At 70.0% G+C, this 14,841-nt stretch carries 20 protein-coding genes; 12 read left to right on the top strand and 8 right to left on the bottom strand.

Annotation, left to right across the window (positions count from 1 at the left end):
* On the top strand, positions 1 to 115 hold a 115-nt coding region (locus tag E4P42_RS24790; protein ID WP_167759617.1), incomplete at its 5' end, for an integrase core domain-containing protein.
* A gap of 13 nt (positions 116 to 128) precedes the next feature.
* On the opposite strand, the gene E4P42_RS24785 is transcribed toward E4P42_RS24790, so the two are convergent.
* Complete coding sequence (locus E4P42_RS24785; protein WP_135129055.1) at positions 129 to 521, bottom strand: DUF302 domain-containing protein; 393 nt, start codon at positions 519 to 521, stop codon at positions 129 to 131.
* A 46-nt stretch (positions 522 to 567) separates the two neighbouring features.
* Positions 568 to 1,446 carry a universal stress protein gene (locus tag E4P42_RS24780; protein ID WP_135129053.1) on the bottom strand — a complete coding sequence of 293 codons (879 nt, stop codon included), beginning with the start codon at positions 1,444 to 1,446 and terminating at the stop codon, positions 568 to 570.
* 123 nt (positions 1,447 to 1,569) lie between these two features.
* Between E4P42_RS24780 and E4P42_RS24775 the strand changes: the two genes are divergently transcribed.
* Complete coding sequence (locus E4P42_RS24775; RefSeq protein ID WP_135129051.1) at positions 1,570 to 2,547, top strand: nitroreductase family protein; 978 nt, start codon at positions 1,570 to 1,572, stop codon at positions 2,545 to 2,547.
* Positions 2,548 to 2,576: 29 nt separating this feature from the next.
* Positions 2,577 to 3,434 carry a universal stress protein gene (locus tag E4P42_RS24770; RefSeq protein ID WP_135129050.1) on the top strand — a complete coding sequence of 286 codons (858 nt, stop codon included), beginning with the start codon at positions 2,577 to 2,579 and terminating at the stop codon, positions 3,432 to 3,434.
* A gap of 23 nt (positions 3,435 to 3,457) precedes the next feature.
* Here E4P42_RS24770 and E4P42_RS24765 read toward each other — a convergent pair whose 3' ends face one another.
* Together E4P42_RS24765 and E4P42_RS24760 are read right to left on the bottom strand one after the other, a co-directional pair.
* Positions 3,458 to 4,927, bottom strand: coding sequence for a flotillin family protein (locus E4P42_RS24765; RefSeq protein ID WP_167759616.1), 1,470 nt, complete (start codon positions 4,925 to 4,927; stop codon positions 3,458 to 3,460).
* Between the two features lie 39 nt (positions 4,928 to 4,966).
* On the bottom strand, positions 4,967 to 5,488 hold the full coding sequence (locus tag E4P42_RS24760) for a hypothetical protein (protein ID WP_135129048.1): 522 nt from the start codon (positions 5,486 to 5,488) through the stop codon (positions 4,967 to 4,969).
* A 291-nt stretch (positions 5,489 to 5,779) separates the two neighbouring features.
* Between E4P42_RS24760 and infA the strand changes: the two genes are divergently transcribed.
* The 8 genes from infA (at position 5,780) to truA (ending at position 10,510) form a co-directional block, all read left to right on the top strand.
* Positions 5,780 to 6,001, top strand: a complete 222-nt coding sequence (gene infA / locus E4P42_RS24755; RefSeq protein WP_003418601.1) for a translation initiation factor IF-1 — start codon at positions 5,780 to 5,782, stop codon at positions 5,999 to 6,001.
* 36 nt (positions 6,002 to 6,037) lie between these two features.
* Positions 6,038 to 6,151, top strand: coding sequence for a 50S ribosomal protein L36 (gene rpmJ, locus E4P42_RS24750; RefSeq protein WP_003879483.1), 114 nt, complete (start codon positions 6,038 to 6,040; stop codon positions 6,149 to 6,151).
* Between the two features lie 194 nt (positions 6,152 to 6,345).
* Complete coding sequence (gene rpsM, locus E4P42_RS24745) at positions 6,346 to 6,720, top strand: 30S ribosomal protein S13 (RefSeq protein ID WP_067794481.1); 375 nt, start codon at positions 6,346 to 6,348, stop codon at positions 6,718 to 6,720.
* Positions 6,721 to 6,724: 4 nt separating this feature from the next.
* The gene (gene rpsK / locus E4P42_RS24740; protein ID WP_011558523.1) at positions 6,725 to 7,141 is read left to right on the top strand and encodes a 30S ribosomal protein S11; all 417 of its coding nucleotides are present in this window, start codon (positions 6,725 to 6,727) and stop codon (positions 7,139 to 7,141) included.
* A gap of 14 nt (positions 7,142 to 7,155) precedes the next feature.
* On the top strand, positions 7,156 to 7,761 hold the full coding sequence (gene rpsD / locus E4P42_RS24735; protein WP_135129046.1) for a 30S ribosomal protein S4: 606 nt from the start codon (positions 7,156 to 7,158) through the stop codon (positions 7,759 to 7,761).
* Positions 7,762 to 7,865: 104 nt separating this feature from the next.
* A complete protein-coding gene (locus E4P42_RS24730; RefSeq protein WP_135129044.1) occupies positions 7,866 to 8,918 on the top strand; it encodes a DNA-directed RNA polymerase subunit alpha in 1,053 nt (350 codons plus the stop codon).
* Between the two features lie 61 nt (positions 8,919 to 8,979).
* Entirely contained in the window at positions 8,980 to 9,609 is a 630-nt protein-coding gene (gene rplQ, locus E4P42_RS24725) for a 50S ribosomal protein L17 (protein ID WP_135129042.1), read from the top strand.
* 7 nt (positions 9,610 to 9,616) lie between these two features.
* Positions 9,617 to 10,510 (top strand): tRNA pseudouridine(38-40) synthase TruA, encoded by an 894-nt coding sequence (truA, locus tag E4P42_RS24720; protein WP_135129040.1) that lies wholly within the window; start codon positions 9,617 to 9,619, stop codon positions 10,508 to 10,510.
* A 51-nt stretch (positions 10,511 to 10,561) separates the two neighbouring features.
* Here the strand turns inward: truA and E4P42_RS24715 are convergent, their stop codons facing one another.
* From E4P42_RS24715 to E4P42_RS24705, 3 genes are read right to left on the bottom strand one after another with little or no spacing between them, the layout of a single operon-like run.
* Positions 10,562 to 11,296, bottom strand: a complete 735-nt coding sequence (locus E4P42_RS24715; RefSeq protein ID WP_135129038.1) for a cutinase family protein — start codon at positions 11,294 to 11,296, stop codon at positions 10,562 to 10,564.
* A gap of 24 nt (positions 11,297 to 11,320) precedes the next feature.
* Positions 11,321 to 11,995: a cutinase family protein gene (locus E4P42_RS24710; RefSeq protein WP_135129036.1), complete on the bottom strand. Its 675-nt coding sequence runs from the start codon at positions 11,993 to 11,995 to the stop codon at positions 11,321 to 11,323.
* 17 nt (positions 11,996 to 12,012) lie between these two features.
* Positions 12,013 to 13,068, bottom strand: a complete 1,056-nt coding sequence (locus tag E4P42_RS24705) for a DMT family transporter (RefSeq protein WP_135129034.1) — start codon at positions 13,066 to 13,068, stop codon at positions 12,013 to 12,015.
* A 74-nt stretch (positions 13,069 to 13,142) separates the two neighbouring features.
* On the opposite strand from E4P42_RS24705, the gene E4P42_RS24700 reads away from it, so the two are divergent.
* Positions 13,143 to 13,700: a CGNR zinc finger domain-containing protein gene (locus E4P42_RS24700; protein ID WP_135129032.1), complete on the top strand. Its 558-nt coding sequence runs from the start codon at positions 13,143 to 13,145 to the stop codon at positions 13,698 to 13,700.
* 4 nt (positions 13,701 to 13,704) lie between these two features.
* On the opposite strand, the gene E4P42_RS24695 is transcribed toward E4P42_RS24700, so the two are convergent.
* On the bottom strand, positions 13,705 to 14,832 hold the full coding sequence (locus E4P42_RS24695; RefSeq protein ID WP_135129030.1) for a GGDEF domain-containing protein: 1,128 nt from the start codon (positions 14,830 to 14,832) through the stop codon (positions 13,705 to 13,707).
* Positions 14,833 to 14,841 lie beyond the last annotated feature (9 nt).

Genomic DNA, 14,841 nt, shown 5'->3' with positions numbered 1-14,841 from the left:
CACCAACGACGCCCGCTGCGCAGCCCTTGCCCCCTGGCTCGACTACTACAACAATCAACGCCGCCATTCAGCCCTCGGAGGACAACCCCCGACCAGCCGACTGTCACCAACCTGACTGCCGAGTACATCTAGAGCGCGTCGAGGACAGCCCGCAATCTGGTCGCCACCTCGTCGGCGATCGGCCGCAGGTCTGCTTCACCACTGACGTCGACGAGCATCTGCGGGTCCATGGCCTCGACGATGACGGTGTCGTCGGCATCGCGGTCGGCGCGCACCACGACGTTACACGGCAGCAGGAGTCCGATCTGGCGGTCGACGTCGACGGCGCGGTGCGCCAGCGGCGGATTGCACGCACCGAGGATCAGATAGTCCTCCATGTCCTCGCCGAGCTTCGCCTTGAGTGTGGCCCGCATGTCGATCTCGGTCAGCACCCCGAAACCTTGCTGCGACAACGCCTCCCGGGTCCGGGCGACGGCGTCGTCGAACGAGGTGTGAAGCACGGTAGTCAGTGCGAATCCCATGATGACTCCTCCTTGCTGCGCGAGCGGGACGGGTACGGCCCCGCGCTTAGCGGGGTCGCGTGACGATCACCGGGATGCGCGCCGCCTGCACCACCGCGGTGCTCACCGAGCCCAGCAGGGTGCTCGCGACAGCGCCGCGGCCGCGGCTTCCCACCACGAGGAGTTGCGCGGACTCCGACCGCTCGACCAGTCGCCGGGCCGGCTGATCGCGAACCACCACGCCGTGCACGGTGACGTCCGGGAAGCGTTGCCGCCAGCCGGCCAGCTGCGCCTCGACTTCACGCTCCACATCCGGGCGGACCTGGTCCCACTCGGCGTCGGGCAGCTCGAACGCGTTCGGTGACCACCAGGCGTGCATCGCGATCAGCTCCACTCCCCGGCGACCGGCTTCACGGAAGGCCAGCTCGGTGGCCGACTCCGCGTCCGAGGACCCGTCGAAGCCGAGCAGCACGGGTGCCGCGGCGTCGGTGTGGGCGGACCCCTCGTCGTGAATCACCGCGACCGGGCAGTGCGCGCGGTGCAGCAGCGCGGTGCTGACCGAACCGAGCACCGTGCGCGCGAACGCACCGCGGCCACGGCTACCCACGACGACCATCAGGGCGTCCTTCGACATGTCGACCAGCGTGGTGGCAGGCGGGGCGACGGCGAGTTCGGTCGACACCGTAACGGCTCCGTCGGTCAGGGACCTCGCTCGTTGCTCGGCATCGCGCAGGATCTCCTCGCCCGTCTCGCGCTGCCAGTCCACCAAACGCTCCGGTACGGGGACTGCCGACCAGTTGCCCAACGACGGTGGAATGGCGTAGACGATGGTCAACGGGACCCCGTGCAACGCCGCCTCGGCGGCAGCCCACCGCAGTGCCGGGTCGGACGACGGCGAATCGTCAACGCCCACAATGACGGTCGAATCGGGTGGGGCAGCGGTCATCAATCCTCCTGGTCTCGGTCACGGCGTCACATCACGATTATCACGCCGACGGTGGTGACCTTGGGCCCTATGCGCGGCTCTCAACGACTGCCACCGTAGAGGTGAGCGGTGAGAGAAGGAGCCATGACCACAACGAAGCCCGAGATCGGGATCATCGAAGGCGCTGTCGATCTTGCGTGCCGCGCCCCGTCGGTGCACAACAGCCAGCCGTGGCGGTGGATCGCCGACCGCACCGGTCTGCAGCTGTTCCTCGACACCGACCGGTTGGTGGCCACCGACAGGTCCGGTCGCGAGGCACTGATCAGCTGCGGCGCCGTCCTCGATCACCTGCGGGTCGCGATGGCGGCCTGCGGCTGGATCACCCACATCGACCGCTACCCGAACCCGAACGACCATCTGCACATCGCCAGCGTCGACTTCTCGCCGATGTCCTACGTCACCGACGCCCACCGGTCGCGGGCCGACGCGATCCTGCACCGCCGCACCGACCGCCTCCCGTTCGGTCCGCCGGCCGACTGGCCGTCCCTGGAAACGCTGCTGCGCAGCGCCGTCGACGACACGGTCGCATTGGTCGACGTGGTGCCCGACGACGCCCGGCCGCAGCTGGCCGAGGCGTCGCAGCTCACCGAGTCGCTACGCATGTACGACTCGGAGTATCACGCGGAGCTCGCGTGGTGGACCGGCCCGCTGGAACTCTCCGACGGGATCCCGCACAGCTCGCTGGTCTCCGCGGCGGAGAGCGACCGCGTCGACATCGGGCGGGCCTTCCCCGTCGTGAACCATCGCGAACGGCGCCTGAGCCTGCTCGAGGACCGGTCGACCGTGCTCGTGATCTCCGCCCACGACGACACCCGCCGCGACGTGCTGGGATGCGGTGAGACGCTGTCGCAGATCCTGCTCGAGGCCACGATGGCGGGGATGGCGACCTGCACGCTGACCCACATCACCGAGACCGCGGCGAGCCGCGAGATCATCGCGGCGCTGATCGACCGTGATCATCCGCAGTTGCTGATCCGGGTCGGCCTGGCGCCCGCCCTCGACGAAGTGCCGCCGCCGACGCCGCGCCGGCGGTTGGCGGACGTGCTCACGCTGCAACTCTGAACGACGCCCGAGTGAGTGCAGGAGGCGACATGCGCGACGAGCCCAGCCAGAACCCCGCCGTGGTGGTCGGAATCGACGGCTCCCGGACGGCGTTGAGCGCGGCGCTGTGGGCGGTCGAGGAGGCCGTCAGCCGCGACGTGCCCCTGCGGCTGCTGTATGCGATCGAACCACCCGGCGAGCCGGCGGATCCGACTACGGCGGCCCGTGCGCTCGCGAACGCCGACGTGGCTCTGCGCGAGATCTTCGTGGTCGTCGAATCGATGGGCACACCGGTCCGGATCGAGGCCGAGATCGTCCAGGACCGTCCGGAGCACGCCCTGCGCGCCGCGTCCCGGGCCGCGGTGCTGCTGTGCCTGGGCGCACTGGGACTCGGCCACGCGGGCGGCCGGCGGATCGGCTCTGTCGCCGCGACGGTCGCCCGGGACGCACACTGCCCCGTCGCGATCGTCCGCCGTCACGACCCGGTGCGCCGCGGCGCGGGGTGGGTGATCGCCGAAGTCGACGAATCACCGGACGGCGACGCGGTTCTCGCCTGTGCGCTGCGCGAGGCGCGGCTCCGCCGGGCACCGCTGCGAGTGCTGGGTATCCGCCGGCCGGACGGGGACGATGATCATGGCGCGCGCGGCGGGTGTGTGCTCGTCCGCACCCATCTCGACAAGCGACTGGCCCGATGGCGCCGCGCCTACCCCGACGTGGCGGTGGAGGCTGTGGCCGTCAGCGGATCGACCACCGATTACGTTGCCCGGGAGGCCGAAACGATTCAGCTGGCCGTGGTCGGCCAGGCCAGGGCGACCGGCCTGGCCGACATCACCGGACCGGCCGCACACGCCGCGCTGCACGACACCGCCTGTTCGGTGCTGATCTGCAGCCGCCACGGCGCGCTGTAGCGGCCACGGCTCGGACTGGGCGCTCAGCCGGCCGGCTGCGACCCGCCCACCACCGGTGTCTGCCCGTTGGGCGCCGGTTCAACGCCCGCCCGGTTCAGCATGGCCGGCAGGTCGATCCCCGACGCCTTGAGGGCCTCGACGATCTTGGCGACCGCCAGCGGGCTCACCCCGAGCAGACCGCCGACCGCGTCCTGCGTGTCACCGGATCCGCCGATGATCGACAGCCGCTCGATCTCCGACAGCGGCATGGCGGCCGCCTCGGTGGCCTTCACCACCGAGGCCAGCACGTCGGGCAGCGTCTGCAGCCGGGCCGCCTCGGGGGAGTAGGTGTTGAGCGCCGCGGCGATCTCCTTCTTACCGGCGGCCTCGGCGACCAGCTTGGCCTTGATGCCGTCGGCCTCGGCCTGCCGTTCCACCCGCAGCGCGTCGGCCGCCGCCTTGCGGGCGTCGGCCTCGGCCTGACCGGACTGCCGGGCGGCCTCGGCCTGCGCCTGCGCGGCCAGGATCGCCGCCTGCCGCTGACCCTCGGCGCGGGCGATGTCGGCCTGTCGCTGGGCCTCGGCGGGGGCGATGACGTCGGCCTGCAGCGCGGCCTGGGCCTGTTCGCTGCGCCGCTGCTCGACCTCGATGCGCGCCTGTACGCGGGCCGCCTCGGCCTGCTCGATCGCGATGCCGACATCCTTCTGGGCGCGGGCGTTGGCCAGCGGACCGGCCTGGTCGGCCTGGGCGTTCTCGGCCTCGGTCTGGGCCCGCAGCCGGGCCAGCTCGACGTCGCGCTTCTGGTTGGCGGTGGCGATCGCGGTGTCGGCCTCGGCCTGGGCCACCGACCCCGCCTGGCGGGCCTTGGCCGACTGGATCTGCGCATCGCGCTCGGCCTCCGCGGTGCCGACGGCGGCGTCGCGCTTGACCTCGGCGATGCGCCGCTGGCCGAGCGATTCGAGGTACCCGTTGCGGTCGGAGATGCCGGCGATCTTGAGGACGTCGACCTCCATACCGATGCGGGCCAGATCGCCACCGGCCTCCTCGACCACGCTGCGGGCCAGGGTGTCGCGGTTGGAGTTGAGGTCCTCGACGGTCATGGTCGCGGTGATGCCGCGCAGGCTGCCCGCGAGGATCTCGTTGATCTGGCGCTGCAACTCCTGAAGGTCGGAGGTGAGGAAGCGCTGCACGGCGGTCTGCACGGCCTCGTCGGCCGAGCCGATGCGCACCAGCCCGACGGCCTCCACGTTCACCGGCACGCCGTTGTTGGACAGCGCGTTCTGCAGGTTGATGCTGACGTTGAACGGTTCGAGGCTCATGATGTCGACGCGCTCGATGCCCGGCACCCGGAAGCGGGCGCCGCCGCGGACCACCTTCGGTTGGCCGCGGCCGGTGAAGACGGCCACCTCGTTGGGCGGCACCTTGATGTAGTTCTTCACGTAGATGACCGGCACGACCACCAGCAGCAGCAGGCCGGCGATGACGGCGATCACGACGATGAGCAGTGTGGACACGGGCGTTCGCTTTCGTTGGCGGGTGCGTGTGCGGTGGATCTATAGGTCGGGGACGGCGACGACGTGGACGAAGTCGTTGTCGACGTCGGCGATGTAGACGGGCGTGGCCTTGGGCAGCGGCGCCGGTTCGGCGGTCCGGGCGCGGGCGCGCACCCGGGTGCCGTCGGCGTCGACGAACGACACCTCACCCCAGCCGTCCACCGGCACGTCGAGGGTGACGGTGCCCAGCAGGCCGACGTAGGACGCGCGGCCCCGGTGCGAGTTGGCCTGTTGACGGCGCAGATAGGGGAGCAGGACGCCGTTGAGGACGGCGATCAGCGCGACGGCGGCCGCTGCCGCGACCGCGCCTGCGTCCGGTGCGCTCGCGCCCGCCCAGGTCGCGATGAGCCCGCCGGTGCCCGCGCCGAGCACCCCGGCCGACAGCGAGGTGAGGCTGAGGAACGGCAGACCGTCCGCGGGCCCGGCGTGCGGCCCGCCGTCGGCGCCCACATCGGCCAACAGCAAAGCGGACAGCAGCGCGACCGCGCCGACCACGAACGCGCCGAGGTAGGCGGCGGTCACCGTGGCGTCCAGCCGCCGACGTGCCGAGACGGTAGCCTCACGGTGATCATTCTGGTCGCTGCCGGGCGCCTTCGATGCGGCAATTCCGGCGATTTTGGGGCGGGCCGCGCAGCAGGTAGTATCGACCAACGGTGCGGCACTCGCGCCGACTCCTGCGTGCCTCTGGTTTGAAGGAATATCCGATCACCGGCTCACGTTTTGTGGTCGGGGCCGAGCTGTGCCAGTGCACACGTCGCCGCGTGCGGCGGCGGGCGCCGACAACCAGAAGACAACGGAGGATCTCCGAAAAGTATGGCCAAGAAAGACGGTGCCATAGAGGTCGAGGGTCGCGTGGTCGAACCCCTGCCCAATGCGATGTTCCGCATTGAGCTGGAGAACGGTCACAAGGTTCTCGCGCACATCAGCGGCAAGATGCGGCAGCACTACATCCGCATCCTGCCCGAGGACCGCGTCGTGGTGGAGCTCTCGCCCTACGACCTGTCCCGGGGTCGCATCGTGTATCGCTACAAGTAAATCCAGACAGAACGACTCGAGAAGGATCTGCACGCCGTGAAGGTGAACCCGAGCGTCAAGCCCATCTGCGACAAGTGCAGGGTGATCCGTCGGCATGGGCGGGTCATGGTGATCTGCTCCGATCCGCGCCACAAGCAGCGGCAGGGCTGATCGTGGCCGGCCCAAGGGCCGGCCAACCCTCAATGACAACTCAATGCTGACCTCCCAGTACCACTGAGCGACATGGGGTCGCTCGACGCCGATGCGCCAAGCGCATCGGTTACGCCCGGACGGAGGCCGGGCCCCTCCGCCGGAGGGAACGGACTGGGACAAGACCTCCGCCAAGAAGAAGGAATGGCACACCCATGGCCCGACTAGTGGGCGTTGACCTCCCGCGCGACAAGCGCATGGAGATCGCACTTACCTACATCTACGGCGTCGGCCGTACCCGCTCCCAGGAGATCCTGGAGGCGACCGGGATCGACCGGAACCTGCGCACCAAGGACCTGACCGATGATCAGGTGACCCAGCTGCGCGATTACATCGAGGCGAATCTCAAGGTGGAGGGCGACCTGCGCCGCGAGGTGCAGGCGGACATCCGCCGCAAGATCGAGATCGGCTGCTACCAGGGCCTGCGCCACCGCCGCGGCCTGCCGGTGCGCGGCCAGCGGACCAAGACCAATGCGCGCACCCGCAAGGGCCCGAAGCGCACCATCGCCGGCAAGAAGAAGGCCAGGTAAGCAGATGCCACCGAAGAAAGCCGCCGCTTCCTCCGCGAAGAAGGGGCAGAAGACCCGCCGCAGGGAAAAGAAGAACGTTCCGCACGGCGCCGCGCACATCAAGAGCACGTTCAACAACACGATCGTGTCCATCACCGACCCCCAGGGCAACGTCATCGCCTGGGCGTCGTCGGGTCACGTCGGGTTCAAGGGCTCGCGTAAGTCGACGCCGTTCGCCGCGCAGCTGGCCGCCGAGAACGCCGCCCGCAAGGCGCAGGAGCACGGCGTCAAGAAGGTCGACGTGTTCGTGAAGGGCCCGGGCTCGGGCCGCGAGACCGCCATCCGGTCGCTGCAGGCCGCCGGCCTCGAGGTCGGTGCGATCGCCGATGTCACGCCGCAGCCGCACAACGGCTGCCGTCCGCCGAAGCGGCGCCGGGTCTAGGGAGGAATCAGGAAATGGCTCGTTACACCGGACCCGCCACCCGCAAGTCGCGCCGTCTCGGCGTCGACCTCGTCGGCGGCGATCAGTCGTTCGAGAAGCGCCCCTACCCGCCCGGCCAGCACGGCCGCGCGCGGATCAAGGAGAGCGAGTACCGCACCCAGCTGCAGGAGAAGCAGAAGGCCCGCTTCACCTACGGCGTCCTGGAGAAGCAGTTCCGTCGCTACTACGACGAGGCCAACCGGCTGCCCGGCAAGACCGGTGACAACCTGCTGCGCATCCTCGAGAGCCGGCTGGACAACGTCGTGTACCGCGCCGGCCTGGCGCGCACCCGCCGGATGGCCCGCCAGCTGGTCAGCCACGGGCACTTCACCGTCAACGGCGTGAAGGTCGACATCCCCAGCTACCGGGTGGCGCAGTACGACATCATCGACGTCAAGGACAAGTCGCTGAACACCGATCCGTTCGTGATCGCGCGGGAGACCGCGGGCGACCGGCCGATCCCGTCCTGGCTGCAGGTCGTCGGCGAGCGTCAGCGCATCCTGGTCCACCAGCTGCCCGAGCGCGCGCAGATCGACGTGCCGCTCACCGAGCAGCTGATCGTCGAGCTCTACTCGAAGTAGTAGGACTTCCCGGCCGTCCGGATGGCGGCCGGGAAACACTTCCTCACCTTGGTGGGGAAGACACGCGGCATCAAATGGTGGTTGCCGTAGAAGGAGAAAACACAATGCTGATCTCTCAGCGCCCCACACTGTCCGAAGAGACGGTTGCCGACAACCGCTCCCGGTTCGTCATCGAGCCGCTGGAGCCGGGCTTCGGCTACACGCTGGGCAACTCGCTCCGGCGCACGCTGCTGTCGTCGATCCCCGGCGCAGCGGTCACCAGCATCCGCATCGACGGCGTGCTGCACGAGTTCACCACCGTTCCCGGGGTGAAGGAAGACGTCACCGACATCATCCTGAACCTCAAGAGCCTGGTCGTCTCCTCCGAGGAGGACGAGCCGGTCACCATGTACCTGCGTAAGCAGGGCCCCGGTCAGGTCACCGCGGGCGACATCGTGCCGCCGGCCGGTGTGACCGTGCACAACCCCGAGATGCACATCGCCACCCTCAACGACAAGGGCAAGCTCGAGGTCGAGCTGGTCGTCGAGCGCGGCCGTGGCTACGTGCCTGCCGTGCAGAACAAGGCCTCCGGCGCCGAGATCGGCCGCATCCCGGTCGACTCGATCTACTCGCCGGTGCTCAAGGTGACCTACAAGGTGGAGGCCACCCGTGTCGAGCAGCGCACCGACTTCGACAAGCTGATCCTCGACGTCGAGACTAAGAACTCGATCACCCCGCGTGACGCGCTCGCTTCGGCGGGTAAGACGCTGGTCGAACTGTTCGGGCTGGCACGGGAGCTCAACGTCGAGGCCGAGGGCATCGAAATCGGCCCGTCGCCTGCCGAGGCCGATCACATCGCCAGCTTCGCGCTGCCGATCGACGACCTCGACCTCACGGTGCGGTCGTACAACTGCCTCAAGCGCGAAGGTGTGCACACGGTGGGCGAGCTCGTCGCCCGCACGGAGTCCGATCTGCTGGACATCCGCAACTTCGGCCAGAAGTCCATCGACGAGGTGAAGATCAAGCTGCACCAGCTGGGTCTCTCGCTCAAGGACAGCCCGGCCACGTTCGATCCGTCCGAGGTCGCCGGTTACGACGCCGCCACCGGCACCTGGAACAGCGATGCCGGCTACGACCTGGACGACACCCAGGACTACGCCGAAACCGAACAGCTCTAAACAGAACGTCCGTCCCGGCCCTACCTGATACGGGGGCCGGCCCCATTTAGGAGAAGTCGCAATGCCCAAGCCCACCAAGGGCCCTCGCCTCGGCGGGTCGTCCTCGCACCAGAAGGCGCTGCTGGCCAACTTGGCCACGTCGCTCTTCGAGCACGGCCGGATCAAGACCACCGAGCCGAAGGCGCGGGCGTTGCGTCCGTACGCGGAGAAGCTGATCACCCACGCCAAGAAGGGCTCGCTGCACAACCGGCGTGAGGTGATGAAGAAGATCCGCGACAAGGACGTGGTGCACACGCTGTTCGCCGAGATCGGTCCGTTCTTCGCCGACCGCAACGGCGGCTACACCCGCATCATCAAGGTCGAGCCGCGCAAGGGCGACAACGCCCCGATGGCGGTCATCGAGCTGGTGCGGGAGAAGACGGTGACGTCTGAGGCCAACCGGGCTCGCCGGGCCGCCGGTGCCCAGAAGGTCGCGGCCGCCGCGGCGCCGCAGGCGGCCGTCGAGCCGGAGGCCACCGAGGGTCCGGTCGCCGAGGACACCGCTGCTGCCGACACCGAGGCCACCACGGCGGAGGAACTGCCGGCCGCCGAGGACACCACGGCCACCGAGGCGTCGCGCTCGACCGAGACCGACGACCCGACGGCCGAGGAGACCGGCGACGAAGGTAAGGCCGACGACGCCAAGTCCTGAGCACGCTGTGAACGAGCCCGCCACCGACTCCGGTGGCGGGCTTGCTCATCTCTCCAGTCGCCCGGTAACCCGTCTTCGGCTCGATGTCAGCTACGACGGCACTGAGTTCGCCGGCTGGGCCGTGCAGGCCGGTCAGCGCACGGTGGCCGGGCTGATCGACGAGGCGCTGTCGACGGTCTTCCGGACCCCGGTGCAGGTGCGGGCGGCCGGGCGCACGGACGCCGGGGTGCACGCCACCGGACAGGTGGCCCATGTCGACGTGCCCGCCGAGGCGCTGTCACACGCCTATCCGCGCACGCCGCGGCCGCACGAGCCCGAGTTTCAGCCGCTGGTGCGCCGCCTCGGCCGCTTCCTGCCGCCCGATGTCCGCGTCCGCGACATCGTCCGCGCGCCCGACGGCTTCGACGCCCGCTTCTCGGCGCTGCGGCGCCACTACGAGTACCGGCTCGGCACCGCGGCCTACGGGGTGCCGCCGCACCTCGCCCGCTTTGTCACCGCGTGGCCGCGGCCGCTCGACGTCGACGCGATGTCGGAGGCCGGCCGCCACCTGGTCGGCCTGCACGATTTCGCGGCGTTCTGCCGGCACCGCGAGGGTGCCACCACGATCCGCGATCTGCAGCGCCTGGATCTGACCCGCGACGGCGCTCTGATCACCGCCCACGTCACCGCCGATGCGTTCTGCTGGTCGATGGTGCGCTCACTTGTCGGTGCGTTGCTGGCGGTGGGGGAGGGCCGTCGCGAACCCGCGTGGTGCGCGGCGCTGCTGGGGGCATCGCGTCGCTCGAGCGACTTCGCCGCCGCACCGCCGCAGGGACTGACGCTCGTCGGCGTCGACTATCCGCCGGACGACCAGCTGGCCGCCCGCACGCGGGTCACCCGGGACCTGCGCGTCATCGACTAGCGATTCGGGCGTGGTCGGTTGCGCTGGGCGCGACCGACCACGCCGAAATCGCTAGATGCGGCCGACGATGAAGTCGGCGGCCTGATTCACCATGCCGGCGTTGACGTAGGCCCGCGCCGCGTGGTCGGGCCAGTTGCCCTCCCAGGTGTTGGGGTCGGCCGGGCTGCAGATCGGGTCCGCGCCGTGGCACAGCTCGATCGTGCGTTCGCGGTAGAGCGGACTGAAGTTGGTGATCGGTCCGACCCAGGCGATCCCGTTGCCGAACAGCGCGATCGCCGCGATGTGGCGGTCCATGCCCGGGGGCAGCGGCTTGTCGAACCCGAACGCGGCGATGGGCGCGGCCAGGACGACGTCGGTCACCGCGGCGCCGAGCGAGTAGCCGCCCAACACCAGCCGGGTGTCGGGGCAGCGTCCCGCCATGTCCTGGATGCGTGAGCTCATATCGTTGGCGCCCACGTCGATCTCGGTGTCCGCCGGGTACTGCACGGTGTAGAGGTCGATGTCCTTGTCGGTCTTGCTACGCAGCGCACTGATCAGCGCATTGCCGATGACGCCTGCACCAGGGGCCTCGGTGCGGCCCCGCGCGAAGATCAACTCCGCCTGCGGGCAGGCCTGAGCCGCGGCGACGGGCGCCATCTGCGGGAGGACGGCCGGTACGGCGAGCAGTCCGGCGGCGGTCAACACCGAGGTGATCAGAACGAGAGTGCGGCGCACCCAGGCGGCCGACCGAGAATGATCTTGCACCCCGTCGATGGTAATTGACCTTGACCGCCCGCGCCGAGGCATTGCACCGCACCGTGCGGTGCGACCTCAGGCCAGGCCGGCGGCGAAGCTCGCGGCCTGACCGACGAACGGCGAGGTCTCGTAATGCGTGTGCGCGAACGGATTGCGGCCGTCGGAGCAGATCGGGTCGCCGTCGCTGCACAGGTCGATTCCGCGGCCGGCGAACAGCCCGCGGGCCGACACCGGATTGCCGAACTTGGTGGCCGGGTTGCCGAACACCGCCACCGCGGCGACGTCGGACGCCAGATTCGCGGGCAGCGGTGGGGCCGAACCGATGTCGCCGATCCGGTTGCCCAGTGGCGGCACCCCGGCGAGCATGTCGACGACCGCGGCGCCCTGGGAGTAACCGCCGAGCACGAACCGGGTGCCGGGGCAGACCGAGGACACCGACGCGATGCGCGCGGTGGCGTCCGCGGCGCCGGCGGCGGTGGTCAGGAAGTCGTACGTCGCCGGGTAGTTCACGCCGTACGTGCTCAGCGTGCGGCCGCCGAGCATCGGTCGCATCGCATCGGCGAGCGCCTGCCCGACCCGTCCGATCCCGGCGGGTTCGCTCGTGCCGCGGGCGAATATCAGCTCGACGTCCGAACAGGCCTGGGCGGCGGCGGTGGAGGCGGGAGCCGCGACGACGAGCGCGCTGACCGAGACGGCGGTCACCGCGGTGGCGGCCAGACGCGCACCGGCACGAAGCAGTTTCACCGGCACATGATCACATAGATGGGCTAGCTACGGCCAACAGAGTCGCCGACCGGCCACTCGTCGCGCGGGGTTTCGGGCCACATGGCCTCGGCGACCACGTCGCGCCGCCCGGGGGCGACGGCGTCGCGGCGATCGCCCGCGCGGGCCAGCGCCAGGCCGATCAGCACCACGGCACCGCCGATTCCCTGCACGGCCGTGACGGATTCGCCGAGCAGCAGCCACGCCGCCAGCACCGCGAACATCACCTCGGACAGCCCGACCAGAGAGGCGAACCGGGGCCGCAGCCGGGCGATGCCGACGATGCCGAGGGTGTAGGCGATCGCGGTCGGGAACAGGCCCAGGGCGATCACCGGCACGATCCACGGCACGGTCCAGCCGGCGATGATCGCGTCGTTGGCGGTGAAGGTCATCGGCATGACGCCGGCGACGCCGAGCAGCGCGGTGGTGGCGCCGCCGACGGCCAGACCGGCGGCCGCCAGCGTGATCGGGTGCAGGCCGCCGTCGTCGCCGGTGGCCGCCTTGTCCGACATCAGGAAGTAGCACGCCGCGCAGACCGCGGCGGCCATCCCGAAACCGACACCGACCAGGTTGATGTGCGCACCGGCGAAGACGTCGAGCACCAGCATGATGCCCGCGACCGCCAGCGCGACCCCGGCCAGCGTGAGGTTGGACGGGCGGCGGCGGCTGGTCAGCCACACCCACGCGACCACCAGGATCGGCGAGGTGTACTCCAGCAGCAGCGCCACGCCGACCGACAGGTGCGAGACGGCGTTGTAGTAGAAGAGCTGGGCGCCGGCGATCGGCACGAGACCGTAGGCCAGCACGGTCCGCCAGTGTGTCCGCGCCTCCCGGACCCAGCCGGGCCGCGCGGCGGTCGCGAACAGCGCCATCAGCAGCGCGCCGCCGGCCAGCCGCGCGGTCACCGCGGCGGTGGGGCTCCACCCCGCCACCATCAGCGATTTGCCGAGCGGCCCGGACATGCCGAACGCGAATGCGGAGGCGACCGCGAACACCAACCCCGACCGGAAATGGTCGACGGCCGCGGCCGGTGACGCGGTTGCGGCGCGGGACGCGGCCATGGGTACCTCCGGAGGTGTAATGAGTAAAATGGGCTTTGGTCGTGACCATATCGGCGGAGGGAGTCATGAGTCAAATGAATTTCACTCATGACACGGAGCTCACAGTGCGGGCCGCGTGTGCGCTCATCAACACCGATCGGGTCGAGGGCGAACAACTCGGCGACCTGGACGCCCTCGACGCGTTCCTCGATGAGTACGGCTGGACCGGCCGGCGTGACCGGGACCAGAACGAACTCACCGAGGTGCGGCGGTTGCGCGCGCGGTTGGGCACCATCTGGGCGGCCGCGGCGGACGAGGAGCGCACTGTCGGCCAGGTCAACGCGCTGCTGGCCGACACCAAGGCGACCCCGTGGCTGACCCGTCACCCCGAGATGCCGCAGTGGCATCTGCACCTGGCCTCGATCCACGACCCGCTCTGGCAGCGGATGGGCGCGGAGATGGCGATGGCGTTCGCCGACCTGGTCCGCGCGGGGGAACTGCGACGGCTCAAGGTGTGCGCGGCGCCCGACTGCGAGGCGGTGCTGATGGATCTGTCCCGCAACCGGTCACGCCGGTTCTGCGACACCGGCAACTGCGGTAACCGCCAGCACGTCGCGGCCTACCGGGAACGACGGGCCCGCGACGACGGCTGACGCCCTACAGGTCGTCGCCGCCGAGCTGGTCGGCCTTGTCCAGCACCGACGGCCGGTCGCACGACGCATAGCGGGCCTGGTTGCCGCCGGCCCGCCGTGCGTCGTACATCGCCATCGTCGCGATCGTGATCAGCTCGTCGAGCAGATCCTGCGGCGGGCAGGAGCCCAGTCCGCGCATCGGGGTGCTGACCACGCCCATGCTGGCCGTCACCCGCGGCGGGGTGGCCGCGATGGCCGCGCGTACCCGCTCGACCAGTGGGAAGGAATCGGTCGAAGAGAACGTGTCGGCGATCAGGTACTCGTCATCGCCGACCCGGGCGACGAAGGCGTTGCGCCGGGTGGTCTCCCGCAGCGTCTGCGCGATCGCGACACGGGCGCGGTCGCAGGCGATCTCACCGTCGGTTTCGGCGAGCAGGCGCATGCTGTCGAGGTTGATCACGACCAGCACGAGGCGCTGATCATCGTCGCGGCTGCGGGAGACGACGTGGCCGGCGGCGCGGTAGAACGCCTCGCGGTTGAGCAACCCGGTCAGCGTGTCGATGTCGGCGTTGTCGACGTCGATGTCGACGGCGTACAGCAGCAGATGGCAGACGAACGGCACGGCGACGTTCACCGCCATCACGATGACCAGTGACGTGACCGCCCACACCGGGTCGCCGCCCTCGGCCAACCGGAACGCCAGTACGACGGTGGTGAGCCCGGCGGCCACGAGCGTGAACACGAGCACGCGCGCGGTGTGGAACAGCGCGACATACCCGCCGAGCACGGCGAATCCGGCGGCGAGCAGCAACCCGGCCCGCGGATCGGACATGATCAGCGACCCGACCGCGAGATTGGCGGTGGCGATCACCACGAAGGCGCCCGACTGGCCCCGGGTCGGCCACCGCCGTCGCAGCCACCCCAGCGCGATGACCAGGCAGCTGGCGGTGACCGCCCAGCCGAGCCACCGCTCGGCCGGATGCTGCGGCCCGGCGCCGCTGAACTGCATGGCCAGCGGTACCACGCCCAGCGTCGCGACGAACAGCGCGATCATCCGGCAGGTCAGCGACTGGGCCTCGCGGGCGGCGAGGAAGGAGGTCAACCAGTAGAAGTGCTCGGGCTGGCGCCAGTAGGACCGCATGGCTTTGAACATCGGCGCGCA

The sequence above is a fragment of the Mycobacterium sp. PS03-16 genome, from assembly GCF_004570325.1.
Lineage (GTDB): Bacteria > Actinomycetota > Actinomycetes > Mycobacteriales > Mycobacteriaceae > Mycobacterium.
This window is presented reverse-complemented; position numbering and strand designations above follow the sequence as displayed.

Coding starts and splice junctions, on each gene's coding strand:
- E4P42_RS24785 (WP_135129055.1), bottom strand. CDS start 521: ATGGGATTCGCACTGACTACCGTGCTTCACACCTCGTTCGACGACGCC.
- E4P42_RS24780 (WP_135129053.1), bottom strand. CDS start 1,446: ATGACCGCTGCCCCACCCGATTCGACCGTCATTGTGGGCGTTGACGAT.
- E4P42_RS24775 (WP_135129051.1), top strand. CDS start 1,570: ATGACCACAACGAAGCCCGAGATCGGGATCATCGAAGGCGCTGTCGAT.
- E4P42_RS24770 (WP_135129050.1), top strand. CDS start 2,577: ATGCGCGACGAGCCCAGCCAGAACCCCGCCGTGGTGGTCGGAATCGAC.
- infA (WP_003418601.1), top strand. CDS start 5,780: ATGGCCAAGAAAGACGGTGCCATAGAGGTCGAGGGTCGCGTGGTCGAA.
- rpsM (WP_067794481.1), top strand. CDS start 6,346: ATGGCCCGACTAGTGGGCGTTGACCTCCCGCGCGACAAGCGCATGGAG.
- rpsK (WP_011558523.1), top strand. CDS start 6,725: ATGCCACCGAAGAAAGCCGCCGCTTCCTCCGCGAAGAAGGGGCAGAAG.
- rpsD (WP_135129046.1), top strand. CDS start 7,156: ATGGCTCGTTACACCGGACCCGCCACCCGCAAGTCGCGCCGTCTCGGC.
- E4P42_RS24730 (WP_135129044.1), top strand. CDS start 7,866: ATGCTGATCTCTCAGCGCCCCACACTGTCCGAAGAGACGGTTGCCGAC.
- rplQ (WP_135129042.1), top strand. CDS start 8,980: ATGCCCAAGCCCACCAAGGGCCCTCGCCTCGGCGGGTCGTCCTCGCAC.
- E4P42_RS24715 (WP_135129038.1), bottom strand. CDS start 11,296: ATGCCTCGGCGCGGGCGGTCAAGGTCAATTACCATCGACGGGGTGCAA.
- E4P42_RS24705 (WP_135129034.1), bottom strand. CDS start 13,068: ATGGCCGCGTCCCGCGCCGCAACCGCGTCACCGGCCGCGGCCGTCGAC.
- E4P42_RS24700 (WP_135129032.1), top strand. CDS start 13,143: ATGAATTTCACTCATGACACGGAGCTCACAGTGCGGGCCGCGTGTGCG.
- E4P42_RS24695 (WP_135129030.1), bottom strand. CDS start 14,832: ATGTTCAAAGCCATGCGGTCCTACTGGCGCCAGCCCGAGCACTTCTAC.